The sequence below is a fragment of the Neisseria lisongii genome (assembly GCF_028463985.1).
Taxonomy (GTDB): Bacteria; Pseudomonadota; Gammaproteobacteria; order Burkholderiales; family Neisseriaceae; genus Neisseria; species Neisseria lisongii.
Map to the genome: position 1 here is coordinate 385,296 of NZ_CP116766.1, position 21,582 is coordinate 406,877.

19 protein-coding genes are annotated in these 21,582 nt (G+C 52.6%); 13 read left to right on the forward strand and 6 right to left on the reverse strand.

What is annotated here, in order from left to right; genetic code table 11:
* Positions 1–68: 68 nt before the first annotated feature.
* Entirely contained in the window at positions 69–728 is a 660-nt protein-coding gene (locus PJU73_RS01735; protein ID WP_237092026.1) for a hypothetical protein, read from the reverse strand.
* 538 nt (positions 729–1,266) lie between these two features.
* Between PJU73_RS01735 and PJU73_RS01740 the strand changes: the two genes are divergently transcribed.
* On the forward strand, positions 1,267–2,280 hold the full coding sequence (locus PJU73_RS01740) for an IS110 family transposase (RefSeq protein ID WP_272607494.1): 1,014 nt from the start codon (positions 1,267–1,269) through the stop codon (positions 2,278–2,280).
* A gap of 255 nt (positions 2,281–2,535) precedes the next feature.
* On the opposite strand, the gene argS is transcribed toward PJU73_RS01740, so the two are convergent.
* Together argS and mnmC1 are read right to left on the reverse strand one after the other, a co-directional pair.
* Positions 2,536–4,254 carry an arginine--tRNA ligase gene (argS, locus tag PJU73_RS01745; RefSeq protein WP_237091135.1) on the reverse strand — a complete coding sequence of 573 codons (1,719 nt, stop codon included), beginning with the start codon at positions 4,252–4,254 and terminating at the stop codon, positions 2,536–2,538.
* Between the two features lie 144 nt (positions 4,255–4,398).
* Complete coding sequence (gene mnmC1, locus PJU73_RS01750; protein ID WP_237091209.1) at positions 4,399–6,000, reverse strand: FAD-dependent 5-carboxymethylaminomethyl-2-thiouridine(34) oxidoreductase MnmC1; 1,602 nt, start codon at positions 5,998–6,000, stop codon at positions 4,399–4,401.
* Between the two features lie 90 nt (positions 6,001–6,090).
* On the opposite strand from mnmC1, the gene PJU73_RS01755 reads away from it, so the two are divergent.
* Both PJU73_RS01755 and PJU73_RS01760 read left to right on the forward strand, forming a co-directional pair.
* Positions 6,091–6,732: a phosphoribosylanthranilate isomerase gene (locus PJU73_RS01755; protein WP_237091136.1), complete on the forward strand. Its 642-nt coding sequence runs from the start codon at positions 6,091–6,093 to the stop codon at positions 6,730–6,732.
* A gap of 165 nt (positions 6,733–6,897) precedes the next feature.
* Positions 6,898–7,512, forward strand: a complete 615-nt coding sequence (locus PJU73_RS01760) for a DNA glycosylase (protein ID WP_237091137.1) — start codon at positions 6,898–6,900, stop codon at positions 7,510–7,512.
* A 1,116-nt stretch (positions 7,513–8,628) separates the two neighbouring features.
* Here PJU73_RS01760 and PJU73_RS01765 read toward each other — a convergent pair.
* The 3 genes from PJU73_RS01765 to PJU73_RS01775 form a co-directional block, all read right to left on the reverse strand.
* Positions 8,629–9,198: a hypothetical protein gene (locus PJU73_RS01765; RefSeq protein ID WP_237091138.1), complete on the reverse strand. Its 570-nt coding sequence runs from the start codon at positions 9,196–9,198 to the stop codon at positions 8,629–8,631.
* 137 nt (positions 9,199–9,335) lie between these two features.
* Entirely contained in the window at positions 9,336–9,986 is a 651-nt protein-coding gene (locus PJU73_RS01770; protein WP_237091139.1) for a hypothetical protein, read from the reverse strand.
* A gap of 243 nt (positions 9,987–10,229) precedes the next feature.
* Positions 10,230–12,161 (reverse strand): TonB-dependent copper receptor, encoded by a 1,932-nt coding sequence (locus tag PJU73_RS01775; protein WP_237091140.1) that lies wholly within the window; start codon positions 12,159–12,161, stop codon positions 10,230–10,232.
* A 316-nt stretch (positions 12,162–12,477) separates the two neighbouring features.
* On the opposite strand from PJU73_RS01775, the gene trpB reads away from it, so the two are divergent.
* The 10 genes from trpB (at position 12,478) to scpB (ending at position 21,549) form a co-directional block, all read left to right on the forward strand.
* Positions 12,478–13,680: a tryptophan synthase subunit beta gene (gene trpB, locus PJU73_RS01780; protein WP_237091141.1), complete on the forward strand. Its 1,203-nt coding sequence runs from the start codon at positions 12,478–12,480 to the stop codon at positions 13,678–13,680.
* A 137-nt stretch (positions 13,681–13,817) separates the two neighbouring features.
* Positions 13,818–15,101 (forward strand): adenosylmethionine--8-amino-7-oxononanoate transaminase, encoded by a 1,284-nt coding sequence (gene bioA / locus PJU73_RS01785; RefSeq protein ID WP_237091142.1) that lies wholly within the window; start codon positions 13,818–13,820, stop codon positions 15,099–15,101.
* Positions 15,098–15,742, forward strand: coding sequence for a dethiobiotin synthase (gene bioD, locus PJU73_RS01790; RefSeq protein WP_237091143.1), 645 nt, complete (start codon positions 15,098–15,100; stop codon positions 15,740–15,742). The genes bioA and bioD overlap by 4 nt, the downstream gene beginning before the upstream one ends.
* Complete coding sequence (locus tag PJU73_RS01795; protein WP_237091144.1) at positions 15,736–16,353, forward strand: chorismate--pyruvate lyase family protein; 618 nt, start codon at positions 15,736–15,738, stop codon at positions 16,351–16,353. The genes bioD and PJU73_RS01795 overlap by 7 nt, the downstream gene beginning before the upstream one ends.
* Positions 16,354–16,447: 94 nt before the next feature.
* Entirely contained in the window at positions 16,448–17,347 is a 900-nt protein-coding gene (gene ubiA, locus PJU73_RS01800) for a 4-hydroxybenzoate octaprenyltransferase (RefSeq protein WP_237091145.1), read from the forward strand.
* Between the two features lie 257 nt (positions 17,348–17,604).
* Positions 17,605–18,054 carry a PTS IIA-like nitrogen regulatory protein PtsN gene (ptsN, locus tag PJU73_RS01805; protein ID WP_237091146.1) on the forward strand — a complete coding sequence of 150 codons (450 nt, stop codon included), beginning with the start codon at positions 17,605–17,607 and terminating at the stop codon, positions 18,052–18,054.
* A gap of 6 nt (positions 18,055–18,060) precedes the next feature.
* The gene (gene hprK, locus PJU73_RS01810; RefSeq protein ID WP_237091147.1) at positions 18,061–19,023 is read left to right on the forward strand and encodes an HPr(Ser) kinase/phosphatase; all 963 of its coding nucleotides are present in this window, start codon (positions 18,061–18,063) and stop codon (positions 19,021–19,023) included.
* Positions 19,004–19,858: an RNase adapter RapZ gene (rapZ, locus tag PJU73_RS01815; RefSeq protein WP_237091148.1), complete on the forward strand. Its 855-nt coding sequence runs from the start codon at positions 19,004–19,006 to the stop codon at positions 19,856–19,858. Before hprK ends, rapZ begins: the two co-directional genes overlap by 20 nt.
* Before the next feature lie 99 nt (positions 19,859–19,957).
* Positions 19,958–20,941 (forward strand): ribosome biogenesis GTPase YlqF, encoded by a 984-nt coding sequence (gene ylqF / locus PJU73_RS01820; protein WP_237091149.1) that lies wholly within the window; start codon positions 19,958–19,960, stop codon positions 20,939–20,941.
* Positions 20,938–21,549: an SMC-Scp complex subunit ScpB gene (gene scpB / locus PJU73_RS01825; RefSeq protein WP_237091150.1), complete on the forward strand. Its 612-nt coding sequence runs from the start codon at positions 20,938–20,940 to the stop codon at positions 21,547–21,549. The genes ylqF and scpB overlap by 4 nt, the downstream gene beginning before the upstream one ends.
* The last annotated feature ends 33 nt before the right edge of the window (positions 21,550–21,582 follow it).

The window sequence follows — 21,582 nt, forward strand, 5'->3', positions numbered from 1 at the left end:
CGACCAAACATTCGGTTTCGGTTACCGGTAAGGTCGGGCTGCGTTAAGCAGTGCTTTATCTATTAAGGTCAGACCTTATTTTCGGTTTTTGTTTTGTTGCGAAACCAGAAATGAGCAATCAAGTCCACCATGTAACTTCCTGACAAACCACCAATGGCACTAATAATTAGATTTTCATAATTTTTAAATCCGGCAACCGATGGTGGTAAGTCTCCTAATTTCCAAGCAAAAAGAACAAGCAGGATGAGACAGAGACTGAAAACGCCTGCTGTTTTCAGTGCTGTCTTCCATACAGGACAAGAGCAAAGAAGCGATCGGATAGATTGATTATTCTTGACGGAAATTGCTAATTGTTTTCTTTTATAAAGGAAGAAGTAATAGAGTATCCTGAAAATACCATCAAATACTGCTGTTATACTGAAAGCACCTAGAAAGAATAAAGGCAATTTGGCTTTATCATCAGGAAGGGGAAGGAAGCACACGACTACGAAGATCAGTGCAACGGTACACACAAACGCCAGTTTTCCTAAAATAACGTAATCTACGGGTTCCAAAAGTTCTTCTTGAGAAGTACCGGTTTTGTTTTCCGTTTCCGACTGTCCCGTGTCGTTTTCGGTGGGCTGCGTAGCACCTGTCTGCTTTGCTTGCCCCTTTTGCTCGATAGTCGGTTCAGCGGCATTGCTGTTTACAGGGTTTTCTACTTTGGATCCAGGGTGTTTTGAGGTCATTTTCAGTGTCCTTTGCGGTTAAAACCTGATTCTATTTTTTTTCAATAGGTTATTTTAATTTTTATGATATTTTATTGTTTTTTATGGTGAAATAGGGGGGCGGGTAGAAAAACCGGCGGTGTGGATTTGGGGCGGCGGCGGGGGTGAAAAAAAGCCGTCTGAAAACGCAGTGAAGCGGTTTTCAGACGGCTTGATGTGGAATTTATCGTAAATTCACTTAATAATCCATACGGTTTTTAAACAGGGCGTAGGTTGGGTCGAGACCCAACATGATTGGGAATACCTTAAAACATAAGATTTTGTTGGGTTACGCTCGTGCCTCGCTAACCACAACCTTGTATAAGAAACACCAACCACAAGATAAAATAAAAAGCCCCCGACAGAAGCAGCTATCAGGGGCGGGATTGAAAACAGAGTTGTACGCCAACCTTGGGCTTCAAAGCCCGCGACGTAGATAAAAGCCTGTTTTCAATGTCCAAACACCCCGAATAGTATCATAGACATGCTGTGCATAGTCTGCATTCACAAGGTTAGGAGCATGATGGACACCCCATTTTATTTTATCGGCATCGATATTGCCAAGTTAAAGTTCGATGTCGCAGTCAAAAAATCCGCAAAAGTGTATCAACACCACCAGTTTGAGAACCATCCGAAAGGATTTGCTGCTCTGAGCGAATGGCTGAACAGCTTTTCGGATAAGCCGCTCTATATCGTGATGGAAGCGACAAACGTCTATCACGAAAGGTTGTGCGAATACTTATATACGGCCGGACATTCAGTAGTGGTGATTAATCCCAAATGTGCCGCCAACTTTGCCAAAGGTTTGAACTTACGTTCCAAAACCGACAAAGCGGATGCCAAATTACTTGCCCGCTTAGCCGAAAGCTACGTTCATGAATTTGATCTGTGGCAACCGAAAGGCAATAACGAAAAAGCCTTATTGCGCCAACTTCGCCATCTCGAACATTTAAAAACAGCGCTGACCAAAGAAAAAGTCCGGCTGCAGATGCTGTTGGACGAGTATGCAATGGTTTCGTCCGAACGTCTGATTGCTTTTCTTGAATGCGAAGTCAAAACTGTTGAAACACATATTCATCAGTTGGTGAAACAGGATGAGCAGTTGAAATACAACCATCGTCTGCTGAGCAGTATTCCCGCCATCGGCAAAACCACAGCCTGTTGGCTGCTCGCTATATTGGGCGACGGCACTCGGTTTAAAAACGGACGTGCTGCTGCGACCTACGCCGGACTGACCCCGATGGTCAGACAATCGGGAACGAGTGTAGATAAGCGGGTCGGTATCTCCCGTATCGGACAGAGTGATTTGAGGAAGATACTCTATATGCCGGCCGTGTCGTTTTGCTTTGGCAAATATAAGGACAGTATTTACAGCCCGTTTGTCCAACGCTTACTAGAGCGTAATAAACTGGCGAAAAAAGCCGTGATTGTGGCTCTGATGCGTAAACTCGTAACCATTGCCCAATCCATATTGAAATACCAACAACCCTTTAATGAAGAACGGTATGCGAAAATGTGTCTGGATAAGGCTTGATTTGTTGGGGGGCTTATAGTATCTACCCCTATCGCCAAAACAGGAATGTGCAGCGGGCAACCCGTTGCCGCCAATATCGAATGATTTTCAGACGGCTTGGTGTGGAATTTAAAATATGGGTGCATACTTGGGTATGCACCCTACCTGTATGAAATTTAAGGATAATTCAGATGTAGGATGCACGCCGTTGCGTGCATCTGTTTGGTGGTTTTACCTTAAAAAATTCCGGCAATATCTTGGCAATATCTTCCGCTGTTACATCATTTCCAACGTGTCGATGCCCAGCAGTTCCAAGCCCTGTTTCAGGGTTTCGCCGGTCAGTTTGGCCAGTTGCAGGCGGGTGTTGCGGGCGTTGCCTTCGGCTTTGAGAATCGGGCAGGCTTCGTAGAAGCGGCTGAACAGGGTGGCGACTTGGTAGAGGTAGGCGGCCAGATAGTGCGGATAGGCGGTGTCGGCGACGTTGTTTAATACGTCTGCAAATTTTAAGAGTTCGACCGCAAGCTGTTTTTCCAGCGGCTCGGTCAGGGTCAAACCGGCCTGCGTATCCCATTCGCCGGCTTTTTTGAATACGCTTTGCACACGGGTGTAGGCGTATTGCAGGTAAGGGGCGGTGTTGCCCTCGAAACTGAGCATAGCGTCCCAGTCGAACACGTAATCGCTGGTGCGGTTTTTGCTCAGGTCGGCGTATTTCACTGCGCCGATGCCGACGGTTTTGCCGATGGCGGCGGCTTGGTCTGCGGCCAAGTCGGGGTTTTTGCTGTTTACCAAAGCGGTGGCACGCTCGACTGCTTCGTCCAGCAAATCCACCAGTTTCACGGTATCGCCGGAGCGGGTTTTAAACGGTTTGCCGTCTTTGCCCATCATGGTGCCGAAGCCGATAAATTCGGCTTCTACGTTTTGCGGCAGCCAGCCGGCTTTGCGGGAGGCGGTGAAGAGTTGGGCAAAGTGCAGGGCTTGGCGGTGATCGACCACATACAGCAGCCGCTCGCCTTTCAGACGGCCGACACGGTAGCGCACGCACGCCAAGTCGGTGGAGGCATAGAGAAAGCCGCCGCCTTTTTTCTGCACGATAAATGCCGCCGGTTCGCCTTCTTTGTTTTTAAACTCGTCCAAAAACACCACTTTGGCACCGTCGTCTTCCACCGCCAAGCCAAGAGCGGCCAATTCGTCCACCACCGGCTGCAAGTCGTCATTGTAAATCGACTCGCCCGCCACATCTTCGGGGCGCAGTTTCAAACCCAGCGTATCGTAAACATTTTGCGCATGGCTCAGGGAAATTTCGACAAACTGTTTCCACAGTTTCAACACCTGCTCGTCGCCGCCCTGCAGTTTCACCACATATTCACGGGCGGTGTCGGCAAATTCGGGGCTTTCGTCAAAACGCACTTTGGCGGCACGGTAAAACTGTTCCAAATCGGAAAGCTCAAACGCCGCATTGTCCTGCTGCTGCTCGACCATATACGCTACCAGCATACCGAACTGCGTTCCCCAGTCGCCGACGTGGTTTTGGCGGATAACTTTGTGTCCCATAAATTCCAACACACGGGAAATGCTGTCGCCGATAATGCTCGAACGCAGATGGCCGACGTGCATTTCTTTGGCCAGATTGGGCGACGAATAATCAATCACCACGGTTTTCGGCGTATCGCTTGCCGCAACGCCGCAGCGCGGCGCATTTAAGGCCGTCTGAATATGAGCGGCAAGAAAGTCAGCGTGCAGACGCAGATTGATAAAGCCGGGGCCGGCCACTTCCGCCTGCGCAATCACGGCGCTACCGGCCAATGCCTCGGCCACTTTCTGCGCCAGCTCGCGCGGATTCTGCTTGGCTTTTTTCGCCGCACCCATTACGCCGTTGATTTGGAAATCGCCAAAGTCGGCATTTTTGGCAGGCTGCAAAACCACAGGCTCGCCGCCGATTCCGGCAACAGCAAACGCCTGCTCGATTTCGCAGGCGACGGTTTGGTGTAAATTCATAGTGGAAAAGTCTCAATAATGGTTCAGGCGGTATTTTAAAAGAAATTGCGTGATGAAAACAGGGTTTTGTTGGGGAACATTCGGGCAATGCCGTCTGAAAACAGCGTTCGGCATAATAAAATAGCTGTTTTCAGACGGCCGGTTTCACCGTTGCCCTTTAATAATCGCCCGAATCAGGTGGCGGTTGGGGTGGAGGGCGGTGCGCAGGCGTTGGGAGAGCGGGTTGGGTAGGTTGAGGATTTCGGCAACGAGGGCGGCGGCGCAGATGGGGGCGGTGGTCAGACCCCGTGTGCCGTGGGCAGTGTTGATGTAGGCATTGGGCAGGTAGGGGCAGGGGGTGTCGAGGCGGTAGTTTTTGTCCAGCGCCAGTTTGGCGTAGGCGGTTTGCAGGGCGGCGGCATCGGCGATCGGACCGACGGTGGGTAGGTGGTCGGGGCTGTCGCAGCGTACGGCGGCGTGGCCTTCGGCGGCGGCAGGCGGATGGTGTGCGAATAAATCGGCGGCCAGTTCGGGGTTGAGGGCGGCGAGGGTGGCTCGGTTGGCGGCTTCGTCCTGTTCCAGCCAACGGCTGTCGCTGCTGTTGAGGATAAAGGTTGCGCCGTAGCAGTGGCGGCCTTGCCAGCTTGGGCTGATGTAGCCTTCGGCGGAGAGTGCGCAGCGAAGCTGTTGTGAAAACGGGGTGGCGTTTGCCACGCCGGTTTGCCCGCGGATTTGGCGGAACGGTAAGGCGGCGACGTTGGCTTCGGGCGAAATAGGGCTGGCAGCGCCGGTGCAATAGATGATGTGGCCGGCGCTGAAATGGCCGGTCGGTGTGGCGGCGTGCCACATATTGTTTTGGCGGGAGACGGCGGTCAGCGGCGTGTTTGGGTAAACTTTAATCAGCGGGTGATCCAGCAGGCTGTGTATCCATGCGGGCGGGTTCAGCCATACGCCCTGCGGCCAGTAGAGGCCGTCTGAAAATGCGGTTTGGCGGGGAAAACCGGCAAGGTCGGCGGCTTCGGCGGCGGAAACGCTGCGGTAGAGGTGGGCGTGGTGGCTTTGGCCGCCGAGTGCCTGATTGCGGCGGCGTTCGGCTTCGTTGTAATTAAGGTGCAATACGCCGCCACCGCCCCAGCTTTTGGCTTGCGGTAGCGATTGCTGCAATAGGCGGCGGGTGTAGCCGTAGCCTGTGAGCAGCAGCTCGGTTTGTTCGGTATTGTGCGGCGAAATTTTGGCATACAGCAGCCCTTGGCGGTTGCCCGAAGCGGCGGCGGCAATTTCGCCCGCTTCCAAAACGCAGACGGCAATGCCGTGTTCCGCCAGCAGTCGGGCGGTGCTGGCACCGGCAATGCCTGCGCCGATAACCAACACCCGTTCGGGGCGGGTGTGGCGGTTTTCAGACGGCCTCAGCCACGGTTTGAGTGTGGCGGCGGGGCGTTGCGGCAAGGCTTCGGTTTGCCAGCAAAGCGGGTGTGTGCCGAAATGCTCGTGGAGGCGGTCGGCGCATTCGGGCGGTGCAAGCCAGAAGTGGACATCGGGCAACACATTCGGCAAATAATTGATGCTGTTAAACTGCAAACAGGCTTGCGCTTCGATTAAAGCGGTTTTCAGACGGCATAAATCCGCTGCGGCATGGTTCGGCAACGGCCATTCGGGGCGGCGTTTGTCGGGAAGGCAAACCACCAAATGCAGCGGTTTGGGCTGCGTCTGAATCAGGTTCAGCAGTTCGGATAGCGGCGGCCGGTTGCGCCAAGCATAAATCTTCATCATATCGTGCCGTCTGAAAAGGAGAGCGTGTATTGTACCATTTCGGGCTATAATACAGGCCGTCTGAAAACCGATTTTAAGGAGTACGGCATGGGCAAAATCCGAAGCAAAATCTGCGGCATTACCCGCCCCGAAGATGCACAGGCGGCCGCCGCCGCAGGCGCAGACGCAATCGGGCTGGTGTTTTACGCCAAAAGCAAACGGGCGGTAACGGTTGAACAGGCGCAGCAAATCGTTGCCGCCTTGCCGCCGTTTGTCAGCGTGGTTGCCCTGTTTGTCAATGAAACCGCCGAGCAGATTCAGGCAACGCTTGCCGCCGTGCCGGTGGACGTGATTCAGTTTCACGGCGATGAAAGCGACTGCTTTTGCCGACAGTTTAACCGTCCGTATCTCAAAGCCGTGCGGGTCAGAAATGCCGACGATATCCGCACCGCCGCCGCCAAATTTCCCCATGCACGGGCGATTCTGTTTGACGCTTACCACCCCGAAGAATACGGCGGCACAGGCCTGAGCTTCGATTGGACGTTGTTGGCGCAATATCGGGACAAACCGTGGATACTCGCCGGCGGCCTGACCCCCGGCAACGTGGCGCAGGCCATCCAAATCAGCGGCGCAGCAGCGGTGGACGTTTCCGGCGGCGTGGAAATCAGCGGCGGGATAAAAGATAAAGCGAAAATTCAGGCATTTATTGATGCCTGTTCGGATATTGGCGAATATGGTGAAAATACTTAATTTTTCATACAGCATCTATCGTAGATTGGCGTTAGCGAGGCACGAGCGTAACCCGACAAAACCTTATGTTTTAAGGTATTTCCAATCGTGTTGGGTCTCGACCCAACCTACGCCCTGTTCTCTTTTTCAGTGAATTCACCTAGTTTATTCAGTCGGGAAAACAACATGACCGAAGCCATCATCGAAACCCACCCCTTCCCGCCGCTTTTGCCGCCGCACGCCACCGTAATGCTGATGGGAACGTTTCCGCCCAAGGCCGACAAACACGCCATGGCGTTTCACTACCCGAATTTCCAAAACGATATGTGGCGCATTTACGGCTTGGTGTTTTTCAACAATGCGCAATATTTCCAAAAAAGCGGCGAAAAAGCCTTCGATGCCGACAAAATCAAAGCCTTTTTATGGGAAAAAGGCATCGCTTCCTGTCCGACCGTCGCCAAAGCCATACGCCTGCAGGACAACGCTTCCGACAAGTTTTTAAAAATTGTCGAAACCGTTGATTTGGAAAAAGTTTTGGCGCAACTTCCCGACTGTCGGAAAATCGCCACCACCGGCGGCAAAGCAACCGAAGTTTTGCTGGACATCATGCCGTCTGAAAACGGGCAAAGCGGCAAATCAGCCGCCCAAATGCCCAAAACCAACCAAACCATCGTTTATCCCTTCGGCGGTCGGGATTTGACCTTAACCCGCCTACCGTCCACTTCCCGTGCCTACCCCCTGAGCCTCGCCGCCAAAACCGCCGCCTATCGGGCGTTTTTTGAAGCAGCAGGTCTGGTGTGAGTTGGCGATTGAGGATAGCCCATTCACTTTAAAAAACAAGGCATGGCGAGCCGGTCGGATAAAAACCGATTTAAAACAATGTGTAGCGTGCATGCCAAGCATGCACGGGGTGGTTGATAAAATGGAGTTATGGATAAAGCGGCACACATTTTCCGACATCAATTCCAAAAACAAGCCGTCTGAAAATCATTTGATATTGGCGGTAACGGGTTGCCCGCTGCACATTCCCGTTTTGGCGATAGGGGTAGGGTGCGGGTAACCGCACCATATCGGGGCAAGGTGAACAAGATTGCAGTTTCAATGATGAAGCAAAGCGGTGCGGTTACCCGCACCCTACGACCGATTTTTAGCTTCGCAGAAAACCGTTCCCCTCATTTTCAGACGGCATGGCGAGCCGGTCGGATAAAACCCGATTTAAAACAATGTGTAGCGTGCATGCCAAGCATGCACGGGGTGGTTGATAAAATGGGGTTGTGATAAAGCGGCACAAATTTCCCGCCGCCAATCCCCCAAAACAAGCCGTCTGAAAAATGGATAAGGTTTTCAGACGGCATGAATATAAAATGCAAAGAACAGGTGCATGCTTGGGCATGCACCCTACGACCTGCAGCCAAACCCCATGTAGCGTGCGTGCCTCAAGCACGCACGGGCTTGGTTGATCAATCGGCATAAATCAATCTTACCAACCCCAAAACCCAAAAACAATGCCGTCTGAAAACTGTATTTTCAGACGGCTTCGACATAAAATGCAAAGAACAGGTGCATGCTTGGGCATGCACCCTACGACCTGCAGTCAAACCCCATGTAGCGTGCGTGCCTCAAGCACGCACGGGCTTGGTTGTTCAATCGGCATAAATCAATCTCACCAACCCCAAACCCAAAAACAATGCCGTCTGAAAACTGTATTTTCAGACGGCTTCGACATAAAATGCACAGAACAGGTGCGTGCTTTGGCACGACACCCTACGGGGGAAATAAATATCCGTAGAAAATCTAATATTTCTACGGATATTTATTTGTGTGTGATTGAAGTATTGCGGTGGCGGGCAATGTTTTAATCACGCACAAATTTAAAGTAAGATTTTTATCTTGTGCGTTTAGGTAAAGCATTTTTCCCTATGGTAAGGGTTTGATATACTTGGATTTATTTTGTTCTAAACGTGGGTCGCTTAGAACTATTGGGCTTAAACCTCTTTTAATGTTTTGCACGGTAGGTTGGAAGTTTTTATCGCAATTACGAAAATCTTTAGCATATTTCTTCCATTCGTTAAACTTCCATTTTGGATTCATATCAATAATGCCATGTTCTTTTCCAAACTGGCAAAATGCTACGCGCATATTTTTTGAACTTGGCAACATGCTTGGATTTTCAACGGCTTCATTCCATAATTCCATATAACGAATGCCTTCAAATAATGCAACTTGAGCTCTTCCAATATTAGGGTCTTTCTTTACTTTATCCCAGTTATCTTTATCCAAAAGCCATATTGAACCGGCTCTCTTAACAACAGGATCATGAGCTTCTGATATTTTTGCCTTCCACTCACTTACAGTAATTTCTTCATTGTAAGGATTATCACTATATGGTTTTGTCTGGGCTGTTTTGGCGGATGGTTGGGCATAAATACCGCCGGATAACATCATGCCGCAGAGGGCGGCACCCATCAGTTTGCAGATTGGATTCATTATTGCTTCCTTGTATTGATGGCGGAAACGCCGTGTTTTTTATATATAACTACTTGTTGCGTGGACGTAACCCGACCACTTCGGTTTTATTTGCCGGTAAGGTCGGGCTGCGTTAAGCGGTGCTTTATCTATTGAGGTCAGACCTTATTTTCGGTTTTTGTTTTGTTGCGAAACCAGAAATGAGCAATCAAGTCCACCATGTAACTTCCTGACAAACCACCAATGGCACCAATAATCAGATTTTCATGACTTTTAAGTCCAGCAACCGATGGTGGTAAGTTGCCGAATTTCCAAGCAAAAAGAACAAGCAAGATGAGACCGAGACTGAAAAAGCCTGCTGTTTTCAGTGCTGTCTTCCATACAGGACAAGAGCAAAGAAGTGATCGAACGGATTGATTTTTATCGATAAAAGTCTCTAATTGTTTGTTTTTTTGAAGAAGGTAACAATAGAGTATTCTGAAAATACCATCAAATACTGCTGCTATGCCGAAAGCACCTAGAAAGAATAAAGGCAATTTGGCTTTATCATCAGGACTGAGAAGTAAGTACACGACTGCGAAGATCAGTGCAGCGGCACACAGAAATGCCAGTTTGCCTAAGATAGCGTAATCTACGGGTTTTAAAGACTCTTCTTTGGCTTTCTTTTCGGTATCCGACTGTCCTGTGTTGTTTTCGGTGGGCTGCGTAGCACCTGTCTGCTCTGCTTGCCCCTTTTGCTGGTTAAACTGTTCGACGGCATTGCCGTTTGTAGTGTTTTCTACTTTGGATTCAGGGTGTTTTGAGGTCATTTTCAGTGTCCTTTGCGTTTAAAAACTTTTTTTTTTTTTTTTTTTTTTTTTTTTTTTTTTTTTTTTTTTTTTTTCAATAGGTTATTTTAATTTTTATGATATTTTATTGTTTTTTATGGTGAAATAGGGGTGGCGGGTAGAAAAACCGGTGGTGTGGATTTGGGGCGGCGGGGGTAAAAAAAGCCGTCTGAAAACGCTGTGAAGCGGTTTTCAGACGGCTTGTTTTATTAAATTCAGTCAGATTCAGAATGTTGCCTGCAAACGTATCCAGCTTTGGCGGCCGGGTTCGTTGACTCTTGTGGTTTGCGTACCGGCGGCGGCATTGCCCCCTCGGCTGACAAATTCGGCGTAGTTTTTGTCGAACACATTGTCGATACCCGCTTGCAGCGTGGCGTGTTTGTTGATGCGCCAGCCGCCGTGGAGGGAGAGTGTGCCGAAGCCTGCGGAGCGGCCGATGTCTTGGCCGATGATGTTGCCTTGTCCGGCGGCATAGCGGTGTTGGGCGGCAACGCCGCGCCAGAGCAGGCCTGCGCTGTAGGTGCCGTTGTCCCAATCTAGGGTGGCTTTGGCTTCCAGCGGCGGGGTTTGTGCCAGAGGGCGGTGGTCGGTGGTGTTTGTGCCGTAGGTGTAGGCAAGGCTGCCGCCCAGTGTCCAATGCGGCAACAGTTGATAGCGGGCTTCGGCTTCTGCGCCGTAGCGGTGGGCATCGATATTGCGGCCTGTGCGCGACCGGCCTTGGCTTTCAATCAGGATAAAGTTTTTGATTGTTCCGGCAAACAGCGATAGGGAAGTGTGCCAGCGGTCGTTTTTCCAAATTACGCCGGTATCGATTTGGGTGTTGCGTTCGGGTTTGAAATCTTCGGATACGTTGCGTTCCCAATAGTCGGGCGCACGCTCGGCGCTGCCGATACCGGCGTAGTATTTGCCGCCGTTGTGCTGCGTTTCCCAGCGGATAAAGCCGGAGTTGAGACGGTAGCGCTGAGTTTTAGCGGGGTCGCTGTGCGGATAGGGTTCGTAAACGGCTTTGACTTGGTCGTGGCGCAGACCGGCTGTCCAAGTCTGTTCGGCGGTTTTTGCCCATGAGGCTTCGGCAAATGCGCCCCATTGTGTGAAACTTTGGGTCGGCGTGTAGGCTTTTTCGGCGTAGTCGGTACCGGAGCGGGCGGCGTGTTTGTCGTTCATATAATCAATGCCGGTTTGCAGTTGGACGTTGTCCCAAGCAAAAGTGCTGTTCAGTTGGGCGGTGTCGGTATCCCGTTTGGGATTGGAGAGCATTTTCATGCCGTGGTGGCCGGGTGTCCGCAGGCTGAAATTGTCCATGATGTGATCGACTTTGCTTTTGCCGTAGCGCAGTTCTAATTTTTGCCAAGTGTCGGTGAGGTTGCGTTGTGTGGCACGGATGTTCCACGCATCTCGGTCGAATTGGCTGCCGTCCATCATGCGGTCGGCGTAGGCGGCTTCGCCCCGGCTGCGTTCGTAGGTGGCGGCCAGTTCGCTGTCGGTATTCGGCGTGAGTCCGACTTGCAGCATTTGGCTGTTGCGTTTGAAACGGGAATGGACACGGTTGCCGCTGCCATCTTGATAATCATCGGATTTGTTGTAGGAGGCGTTGGCACGGACGTAAGCAAGCGTGCTGCCGAGCGCTGCTTCAGCCAAACCATCAATTCTGCCGTGGCTGCCGACAGTGGTGCTGACGGTTAAATCGTATCCCTTATCTGAAAAATCGGGCTTTTCACGCACAAACTGCACTGCGCCGCCGACCAAGCCCATGCCTTGTGTAACCGATTGCGGGCCTTTGGTAATCACGACTTTGTCGTAGGCGGTGGGGAAAACATAGGCGGTCGGCGGATCCATGCGACCGCCGCAGCCGCCGTAGATAAACTGGTCGTCTGCCCGAATCGACAGACGAGAGCCGCCCAAACCCCGAAACAGCGGGTCGCCCGAGCTGCCGCCTTTGCGGATAATGCTCATATTCGGTACGGCTTTCAAGAGATCCGCACCATCATTGGCCGGTAGCGGCTGAATTGCCTGACGGGTTTTAAACTGTATGGTGTTGGCTTTTTCCTGACGGGTGCCGGTTACTACGACCGGCTCCAAATCTTGCGTTGCCAAACCGTCTGCCCAAGCGGTTTGCAGGGCGAGTGCCAAAGGGGCGGTCAGAAATATTTTGTTCATTGCGGTCAGCCTTATCGGGGAATGGTTCGTTGTGATGATTTAATATACTACTTTAGTAGTAATTTCAGATAGTGAATTATATTTAATTTTTCTCCGGTAAACCTGATTTATGTCAAAGGTATGGGAGAAAGTTTTATTTTTCAGACGGCCTGTTTGGTATCTGATTTCGGGGAATGTTGCCGGATTGCCGTTGCGCAGGGGAGAATGGCTGACAAGGCGGCATAATCTTTGTTAATATTGATGTTTGATTTTTACAGCCTGTTTTTCAGACGGCATGAAGGCCGTCTGAAAAGGTATTGAAAAAAGGATAAATCAGATGAAAAACTATCAAGCACCCGACCAACAGGGTTTTTTCGGCGAACACGGCGGGCTGTATGTGTCGGAAACGCTGATTCCGGCGTTGAAGGAATTGGCGCAGGCGTATGAAGAGGCAAAAAACGATCCTGAATTTTGGGCGGAATTCCGCCGGGATTTGAAACATTATGTCGGCCGTCCGAGTCCGGTTTATCATGCCGAACGCTTGAGCGAGCATTTGGGCGGGGCGCAGATTTGGCTGAAACGAGAGGATTTGAACCATACCGGTGCGCACAAGGTGAACAACACCATCGGTCAGGCGCTGTTGGCCAAACGCATGGGCAAAAAACGGGTGATTGCGGAAACCGGCGCCGGTCAGCACGGCGTGGCTTCGGCAACCGTGGCGGCACGCTTCGGCATGAGCTGCGATGTGTATATGGGTGCGGACGATATTGTCCGTCAGGCACCGAACGTGTTCCGTATGAAGCTGCTGGGCGCAAACGTGGTCGGCGTGGACAGCGGAAGCCGTACGCTGAAAGATGCGATGAACGAAGCCATGCGGGAATGGGTCGCCCGTGTCGATGATACGTTTTACATTATCGGCACCGCCGCCGGCCCGACACCGTATCCCGAAATGGTGCGGGATTTCCAATGCGTGATCGGCAACGAGGCGAAAGAGCAGATGAAAGAAGCCATCGGCCGCCAGCCTGATGTGGCGGTGGCGTGTGTCGGCGGCGGCTCGAATGCCATCGGCCTGTTTTATCCCTATATCGAAGAAGAGGGCGTGCGGCTGGTCGGCGTGGAAGCCGGCGGTTTGGGCGTGGATACGCCGGATCATGCCGCCCCGATTACTTCGGGTGCGCCGATTGGTGTATTGCACGGTTTCCGCAGCTATCTGATGCAGGACGAAAACGGTCAGGTTTTGGGAACGCATTCGGTGTCCGCCGGTTTGGATTATCCGGGCATCGGGCCGGAACACAGCCATCTGCACGACATCAAACGGGTGGAATACACCGCCGCCAATGATGATCAGGCGCTGGAAGCATTTGACCTGCTTTGCCGCTTCGAGGGCATTATTCCGGCCTTGGAAAGTTCTCATGCGCTGGCGTGGGCGGTGGCGAATGCGCCGAAGATGAGCAAAGACCAAGTGATTTTGGTCAATCTGTCCGGCCGCGGCGACAAAGACATCAACACCGTTGCCAAGCTCAAAGGCATTGAGCTGTAAAGCGGCGGGATAACGTTTGCCACAATCCGAACAGGCCGTCTGAAAATCCGTTTGAGGTAAAACTTGCCATGCCCGTTTTGGCGAACCCACCTATTTTCAGACGGCCTTCGCCGCCCTCAAGCACAAACGGAGAAACGATGAACGAGAGCGAATTATGCGGTTTCGACCGCACCCATCTGCTGCATCCTTATACTTCGATGACCCGCCCGTTGCCGGTGTATCCCGTAAAACGTGCCGAAGGCGTGTGGATTGAATTGGAAAACGGCACTCGGCTGATTGACGGCATGTCGTCTTGGTGGTGCGCCATTCACGGCTACAACCACCCCGAATTAAACCGTGCGGTGAAGCAGCAGTTGGACAATATGTCGCATATCATGTTCGGCGGGCTGACCCACCGTCCGGCGGTGGAATTGGGCAAGCGGCTGCTGAAGATTCTACCGCAGGGCGTGGATCGGATTTTTTATGCCGATTCCGGTTCGGTGTCGGTGGAAGTGGCGTTGAAAATGGCGGTGCAATACCAGCAGGCACGGGGTTTGGCGGCGAAACAGAATATTGCCACCGTCCGCAGAGGCTACCACGGCGATACGTGGAATGCGATGTCGGTATGCGACCCCGATACCGGAATGCACCATATTTTCGGACAGGCATTGCCGCAGCGTTATTTTACCGACAGCCCGCAAAGCCGGTTCGGCGGCGAATGGCATACGGAAGATTTGGCACCGGTGCGCCGCCTGTTTGAAGCCCGCCATGCCGATATTGCCGCCTTTATTATCGAACCCGTGGTGCAGGGCGCAGGCGGCATGTATTTCTACCACCCCGAATATCTGCGGGGCTTGCGCCGCTTGTGCGACGAATTCGACATTCTGCTGATTTTGGACGAAATCGCCACCGGCTTCGGGCGCAGCGGCAAAATGTTTGCCTGCGAACACGCTGATGTTGTTCCCGATATTATGTGTATCGGCAAGGGGCTGACCGGCGGCTATATGACGCTGGCGGCGGCAGTTACCACCGCCAAAGTCGTGGAAACCATTTCCGGGGGCGAGGCTTCGGTATTTATGCACGGTCCGACTTTTATGGCCAATCCCTTGGCCTGTGCCGTTGCCGCCGCATCCATCGACATTTTGCTCTCGCAAGACTGGCAGGCGAATATCGGGCGGATTGAACGCATTTTAAGCGAACGCCTGAATGCCGCAGGCCGTCTGAAAAACGTGGTTGATGTGCGGGTATTGGGTGCAATCGGCGTGATCGAGCTGACAAACGGCGTGGACATGCCCCGTTTTCAGGCAGAATGCGTGGCGCAGGGCATTTGGGTGCGGCCTTTCGGCAAACTGGTGTATCTGATGCCGCCGTATATTATTTCAGACGGCCTGTTGGCCGAATTGGCAGATAAAACCGTTGCCGTTTTGGAGAAACTGTCATGAAAGGCGTATATTTTATCGGCGGCATCGATACCGATGTCGGCAAAACCGCCGCCACCGGCAAACTGGCGCAACAGTTGCAGCAGCAGGGCATCAGCGTGATCACTCAAAAACTGGTGCAGACCGGTTGCCTGCACGATGCCGAAGACATCTTGACCCACCGCAAAATCATGGGCATTCCCCTGCAGGAAGCTGACCGGCAGCGGCTGACCATGCCGCAGGTGTTTGCCTATCCCGCTTCGCCGCATTTAGCAGCCAAACTGGAAAACCGCAGCGTTTCCCTAAACAGCGTTACCGCCGCCACCGAACAGTTGGCGCAGCAATACGATGTCGTCTTGCTTGAAGGCGCAGGCGGGCTGATGGTGCCGCTGACCGAAGACTGCTTGAGCATAGATTATGTGCAGCAGCGGCAATATCCCGTTATCCTCGTTACCGGCGGCCGTTTGGGCAGCATCAACCATACTCTGTTGAGCCTGTCGGCCATCCGCCAATCCGGCCTGACGCTGCATTCGGTGGTATTCAATCATTATCACGACAGCAGCGATCCGCTGATTGCCGAAGAAAGCCGCCGCTATCTGCAAAATGCCGTCAAACAGGATTTCCCGCAGGCAGAATGGGTGGATTTGGAAACCTTGGCATGGTGAGCAAACCGAATATCCGGATTGAGTGGTCGGCACAATGCCGCCCCGACCCGCAGCACGGCTGGCCGCCGCAGGCCGCCGGTTTTTTGAACACACAATCGCTCACGCAGGCGCTGCGTGCCTTGCCGCATCATTTTTCCGTGCAGCCGCTGCATTTGGGCGAATGCACCGAAGATATATGGCTGAGGCCGTCTGAAAATGCGTACGGAGCGGCCGATTTCGGCGAAACAGTATTTGTGCGGGACGTATTATTGTGTTTGGACGGAAAAGCTGTGGTTTGGGCGCGCAGCATGTGCGCCGCAGATTCCCAACGCTGGCGGGAGCTGCTCGACTGCGGTACGCAGCCTTTGGGCGAACGCCTGTTTGACGGCAGCTTGCCGCTGCAGCGTTCGCCGTTTGAATTCTGCAACACCGTTCCCGAAAACGTATCCGTTCCGCAGCAATCCGCCCAAGCCGTTTTAGCGAAACCTACGGTTTTAGCTTCGCAGAAACGCACTTCGCCCGTTTTCAGACGGCCTTTGGCCGCACGGCGGTCGTGGTTTGACTGGTCGGGCGAAACGCTGGGCTTGGTAGAATGTTTTTTACCGGGTTTGCCCGATTTTCTGCGGCGGTGATGATTCTTAAGCTACGATAAAACCATACCTTGATACGCCACCCGCCTTATTTCCCCGCCCTGTGGGAGCGGGCAAAAGCATTTTTCAATAAATTATGAACAAACAACCCTTTTTTTTCCGTTACTGTTCCGATGATTGGCGCAAGCGTTTATCGGTGTATATCCGCCTGATGCGTGCCGACAAACCGATTGGGACGCTGCTTTTGCTGTGGCCGACCTACTGGGCGCTGTGGGTGGCGGCCCAAGGCGTACCGAATATCGGCATTTTGCTGGCGTTTACTTTGGGAACTTTTTTCATGCGCAGCACCGGTTGCGTGATTAACGATTTTGCCGACCGTGATTTTGACGGAGCGGTCGAACGCACCAAAAACCGACCGTTTGCCCGAGGCGAAGTGCGTCCGAAAGAAGCCCTGCTGCTGACGGCGGCGCTGTGTCTGGCAGCGGCTGTGTGCCTGTTGCCGCTGAACCGCCTGACTTGGCTGATGAGCTTGCCGGCGCTGTTTTTGGCGATGACTTATCCGTTTACCAAACGCTTTTTCCCGATTCCGCAGTTTTATCTGGGGCTGGCGTTTTCCTTCGGCATACCGATGGCGTTTGCCGCCGTGAGCGAAAGCGTGCCGTTTGTTGCGTGGCTGATGTTTGCCGCCAATGCTTTGTGGACGCTGGCTTACGATACCGTGTATGCGATGGCGGACAAAGAAGACGATTTGAAAATCGGGATTAAAACCTCGGCGATTACCTTCGGCGATAACGATATTGCCGCCGTGATGGCGTTTCATGCCGGATTTACGCTGCTGATGTTACTGCTGGGCGGCATGATCGGCGCAACCTTGCCGTATTGGCTGGCGGCTGCGGCGGTGGCGGTGTGCCAAGTACGGCAGTATTTCCGTATCCGAGGCCGCAACCGCCAAATCTGTTTTCAGACTTTTGTGGGCAACAACCGCATCGGCTGGCTGTGGTTTGCCGGTTTGGTGCTGCATTATGCTTTTGCCTGAACCGAGGCCGTCTGAAAATGAGTGAAGCGGGTTTCTACGCAGCTTGACCAAATATCCGCAAAACTGCTGTTTTAAAAATTATCGCTGACTAATCATTAAAATAGAGAAAACCGGCGCTATTGTTTTCCGTTAAAAAACCGTAAACAACGGTATCGAAATGTTAGCGTCGCCAATGTAAATTGTCGCTTTTTGATTGAGATTTGCGCCGACAATCGGTACAATTCCAACTTGTTTTACTGCCTCTTAAAGAGAATCTTATGAGCCTGATCGGCGAAATTTTACCTTTACCGCACATTGTTTTGGATTTGGATGTCAGCAGCAAAAAACGCCTGTTCGAGCAGGCCGGTCAGTTGCTGGAAAACGAAGCCGGTTTGCCCCGTGCCGACGTATTCGAATGCCTGTTTGCCCGAGAAAAGCTGGGAACAACCGGTTTGGGACAGGGTGTTGCCATTCCGCACGGCCGCCACGCCTGCGTCAAACAGGCAGTCGGTGCATTTTTCCGCACCAAAGAGCCGCTTCCTTTCGATGCGCCCGACGGCAAACCGGTGTCGCTGGTATTTGTTTTGCTGGTGCCGGAACATGCCACTTCCGAACATTTGGAAGTGTTGTCCAAACTGGCCGGCAAGTTCTCGCAAAAAGCGGTAAGAGATGCGCTGGCTGCGGCGGAAAGTGCCGAAGCAGTGCGACAGATTTTGGTGGAAGAGTAAGCATTTATGCCGAGTATTTCCGTACGCCGTCTGTACACCGACAATCAGCATAAGCTCCAGCTGGCTTGGGCGGCAGGCAATTCGGGTGCAGACAACCGCATCGGCGTAGAGGCCGACAAGCCCATTTTGGCGCTGGTCGGCCATTTGAATTTTATCCACCCCAATCAGATTCAGGTTGTCGGCGCAGCCGAAGCCGAATACCTCAGCCGCTTGGAAACGGGCGAGCTGCACTATGAATTCAGCGAATTATTCGATATTCCGATGGCGCTGGTGATTGTGGCAAACGGATTATCGGTGTCGTCCAAACTGCGGGATTATTGCCACAGCAACAATATCCCGCTGCTCACTTCCACGCTCGAAAGTCCGTATCTGATGGACGTGCTGCGGATTTATCTGCAGCGCACGCTGGCGGCCTCAACCGTCAAACACGGTGTGTTTCTCGATGTCTTTGAAATCGGCGTGCTGATTACCGGCCAGTCGGGGCTGGGGAAAAGCGAATTGGCGCTGGAACTGATTTCCCGCGGGCATAGTCTGATTGCCGATGATTCGGTCGAACTGTTCCGCACCGGCCCGGAAATGCTCGAAGGCCGCTGCCCGCCGATGTTGCGCGACTTTTTGGAAGTGCGGGGATTGGGCGTGTTGAATATCCGCCATATTTTCGGTGAAACCTCCATCCGCCCGAAAAAAATCCTTCATCTGATTATCAATCTGGTCGCAGCCAACGATGAATACATGAAGCAGCTCGACCGGCTCAGTATCCGTACCGAAACCGAATCGATTTTAAATGTTAATGTCCGCTCGGTTACACTACCGGTGGCGGTCGGTCGAAATCTGGCTGTTTTGGTTGAAGCCGCTGTGCGCAACTATATTCTGCAGCTTCGGGGTAAAGACAGTACACGGGAATTTTTGGAGCGACATCAATCCTTTATGCGGGAAAACGAGCAGAAAAATGAAAATCGTCCTGATTAGCGGCCTTTCCGGTTCGGGCAAATCGGTTGCACTCAAACAGTTGGAAGATGTCGGCTATTATTGCGTGGACAATTTGCCGATGGAATTACTCCCCTCATTGGTGGCGCTGCATGACGAACGCAACGGCGGCAGCAACTTGGGCATCAGCGTGGACATCCGTTCCCGTATCGACATCGGGCAGACGCAGCAGCAGATTCAGCTTTTGCGGGACAAAGGCCATCAGGTGGAAGTATTGTTTTTAGAAGCCGAAGAGGGCGTATTGCTGCGCCGTTTTTCCGAAACCCGCCGCTGCCATCCGCTTTCCGGCCCCGGAATGAGCCTGATTGAAAGCCTGAATGAAGAACGTGCATGGCTGTTTCCGCTGCGCGAACTGGCATACTGTATCGATACCTCGAAAATGAATTCCCAGCAGCTGCGTTATACCGTGCAGCAGTGGCTGAACATCGAACGCAAAGGGCTGCTGGTGGTTTTGGAATCCTTCGGCTTCAAATACGGTGCGCCCAATAATGCCGATTTTATTTTCGATATGCGCAGCTTGCCCAATCCTTATTACGACCCGCAGCTGCGGCCGTTTAACGGCATGGACAAACCGATTCAGGATTACCTCGACTGTCAGCCTTCGGTGCAGGATATGGTCGGCGACATCGAAGGCTTCCTCAAACGCTGGTTACCGAATATGCAGCAGGAAAGCCGCAGCTACGTAACCGTTGCCATCGGCTGCACCGGCGGGCAGCACCGCTCGGTTTATGTGGTCGAACGTTTGGCGCAGGCATTGGCAGGCGAATACGAATTGCTGGTGCGCCACCGTCAGGCGCAAAAACTGGCAAGCTGCTAAACCACATCAGCGGGCTGGCCGGCCGGAAACGGTTGCGCTTGCCCTGTTTGCACTTTTCAGACGGCCTCAAAGCAAAAATAAACAGGATAAAACGAAAACATGGCAATTCAATGGTTTCCCGGACACATGAACAAGGCAAAAAAAGCCATTGCCGAACGTGTCAAAAGCGTGGATATGGTCATCGAAATGCTGGACGCACGATTGCCCGCTTCCAGCGAAAACCCTTTGCTGGCGCAGCTTTCCAAAGGCAAACCCAAGCTGAAGATTTTAAACAAACAGGATTTGGCCGATCCAGAACGCACCCGAATCTGGCTCGATTACTACAATAATAAAGAAGACACCCGTGCCATCGCCCTAGATTCTTCCGAAAAAGGCGCAACCGCCAAAATCACCCAAGCGTGCCGCAATATGATGCCCAACCGCAGCGGCATTGCCAAACCGCTGCGGGTCTTGATTTGCGGCATTCCCAATGTCGGCAAGTCCACCCTGATTAACGGCATGATCGGCAAAAAATCCGCCAAAACCGGCAACGAGCCGGGCATTACCAAAGCCGAACAGCGGCTGTTTTTGGCAGACGATTTCTGGCTCTACGACACGCCCGGCATGCTGTGGCCGAAAATCATCGTTGAAGAGTCCGGCTATAATCTCGCCGCCTCCGGCGCAGTCGGCAGAAATGCGCTTGACGAAGAAGAAGTAGCGCTGGAACTGCTCGACTATCTGCGCCGCCACTATCTCCCCCTGCTGCAAAACCGCTACCAAGCCGACAAAGACCCGTCCAGCCATTGGAACGATGTCGAATGGCTGGAATGGATTGCCAAAAAACGGGGTGCCGTTTTGAGCGGCGGCAGAATCGACTACCAAAAAATTTCCGAAAACATCCTCACCGATTTTCGGGACGGCAAAATCGGTGCCATCACGCTGGAAACCCCCAACCAATGGGAAACATGGCTGAAAAAAGCCCGCCAGAAAGAAGCCGAACTCAAAGCCCTGCGGGAAGCCAGAAAGCTCGAACGCAAAGGGCAGAGGCCGTCTGAAAATGAACAAAGCGAATTTCAGCCAAGCGAAAACCGAGAGCAGCCATGAGCGACAAACTCACTCCCGATGCCCTGATTGAAGCAGCGCTGCTGACCCAGACCGAACCGCTCAGCGAAAAAAACATGCGGGAATTATGCAGCCCGCCGCTGTCGCAAGACAAACTGATTGATGTTTTAGCACAACTCAAACTGCGTTGGCACAATCGGGCGCTGCAACTGGTGCATACCCATGAAGGCTGGCGTTTCCAAATCGCCCAAGCCGCATTCGAACGCTTGGGCAGCCTGCAGGAACAGCGTACCCCCCGTTATTCCCGAGCCGTGATGGAAACCTTGGCGATTATCGCCTACCAACAGCCCGTAACCCGGGGCGACATCGAAAGCATACGGGGCGTTGCCGTGTCGCAAAACATCATGCAGACCCTGCAGGACAGAGGCTGGATTGAAATCATCGGCCAACGGGACAGCGTCGGCAAGCCCGCATTGTGGGCAACCACCGCCGCCTTTCTGACCGACCTGCGTCTGGACAGTCTGGAAGACTTACCCCCGCTGACCGAACTCGGCGACCTCGTCTTACCCGATTTAATCGAACCCGCCCCAAGCGGCGAAGAAGACGAAGCCTTAAGCGAAGAAGCCCAAGCCACAGTTTCCATTCATTAAACAGAAATCAAACAAGCCGTCTGAAAATCGCAT

Coding starts and splice junctions, on each gene's coding strand:
- PJU73_RS01735 (WP_237092026.1), bottom strand. CDS start 728: ATGACCTCAAAACACCCTGGATCCAAAGTAGAAAACCCTGTAAACAGC.
- PJU73_RS01740 (WP_272607494.1), top strand. CDS start 1,267: ATGATGGACACCCCATTTTATTTTATCGGCATCGATATTGCCAAGTTA.
- argS (WP_237091135.1), bottom strand. CDS start 4,254: ATGAATTTACACCAAACCGTCGCCTGCGAAATCGAGCAGGCGTTTGCT.
- mnmC1 (WP_237091209.1), bottom strand. CDS start 6,000: ATGAAGATTTATGCTTGGCGCAACCGGCCGCCGCTATCCGAACTGCTG.
- PJU73_RS01755 (WP_237091136.1), top strand. CDS start 6,091: ATGGGCAAAATCCGAAGCAAAATCTGCGGCATTACCCGCCCCGAAGAT.
- PJU73_RS01760 (WP_237091137.1), top strand. CDS start 6,898: ATGACCGAAGCCATCATCGAAACCCACCCCTTCCCGCCGCTTTTGCCG.
- PJU73_RS01765 (WP_237091138.1), bottom strand. CDS start 9,198: ATGAATCCAATCTGCAAACTGATGGGTGCCGCCCTCTGCGGCATGATG.
- PJU73_RS01770 (WP_237091139.1), bottom strand. CDS start 9,986: ATGACCTCAAAACACCCTGAATCCAAAGTAGAAAACACTACAAACGGC.
- PJU73_RS01775 (WP_237091140.1), bottom strand. CDS start 12,161: ATGAACAAAATATTTCTGACCGCCCCTTTGGCACTCGCCCTGCAAACC.
- trpB (WP_237091141.1), top strand. CDS start 12,478: ATGAAAAACTATCAAGCACCCGACCAACAGGGTTTTTTCGGCGAACAC.
- bioA (WP_237091142.1), top strand. CDS start 13,818: ATGAACGAGAGCGAATTATGCGGTTTCGACCGCACCCATCTGCTGCAT.
- bioD (WP_237091143.1), top strand. CDS start 15,098: ATGAAAGGCGTATATTTTATCGGCGGCATCGATACCGATGTCGGCAAA.
- PJU73_RS01795 (WP_237091144.1), top strand. CDS start 15,736: ATGGTGAGCAAACCGAATATCCGGATTGAGTGGTCGGCACAATGCCGC.
- ubiA (WP_237091145.1), top strand. CDS start 16,448: ATGAACAAACAACCCTTTTTTTTCCGTTACTGTTCCGATGATTGGCGC.
- ptsN (WP_237091146.1), top strand. CDS start 17,605: ATGAGCCTGATCGGCGAAATTTTACCTTTACCGCACATTGTTTTGGAT.
- hprK (WP_237091147.1), top strand. CDS start 18,061: ATGCCGAGTATTTCCGTACGCCGTCTGTACACCGACAATCAGCATAAG.
- rapZ (WP_237091148.1), top strand. CDS start 19,004: ATGAAAATCGTCCTGATTAGCGGCCTTTCCGGTTCGGGCAAATCGGTT.
- ylqF (WP_237091149.1), top strand. CDS start 19,958: ATGGCAATTCAATGGTTTCCCGGACACATGAACAAGGCAAAAAAAGCC.
- scpB (WP_237091150.1), top strand. CDS start 20,938: ATGAGCGACAAACTCACTCCCGATGCCCTGATTGAAGCAGCGCTGCTG.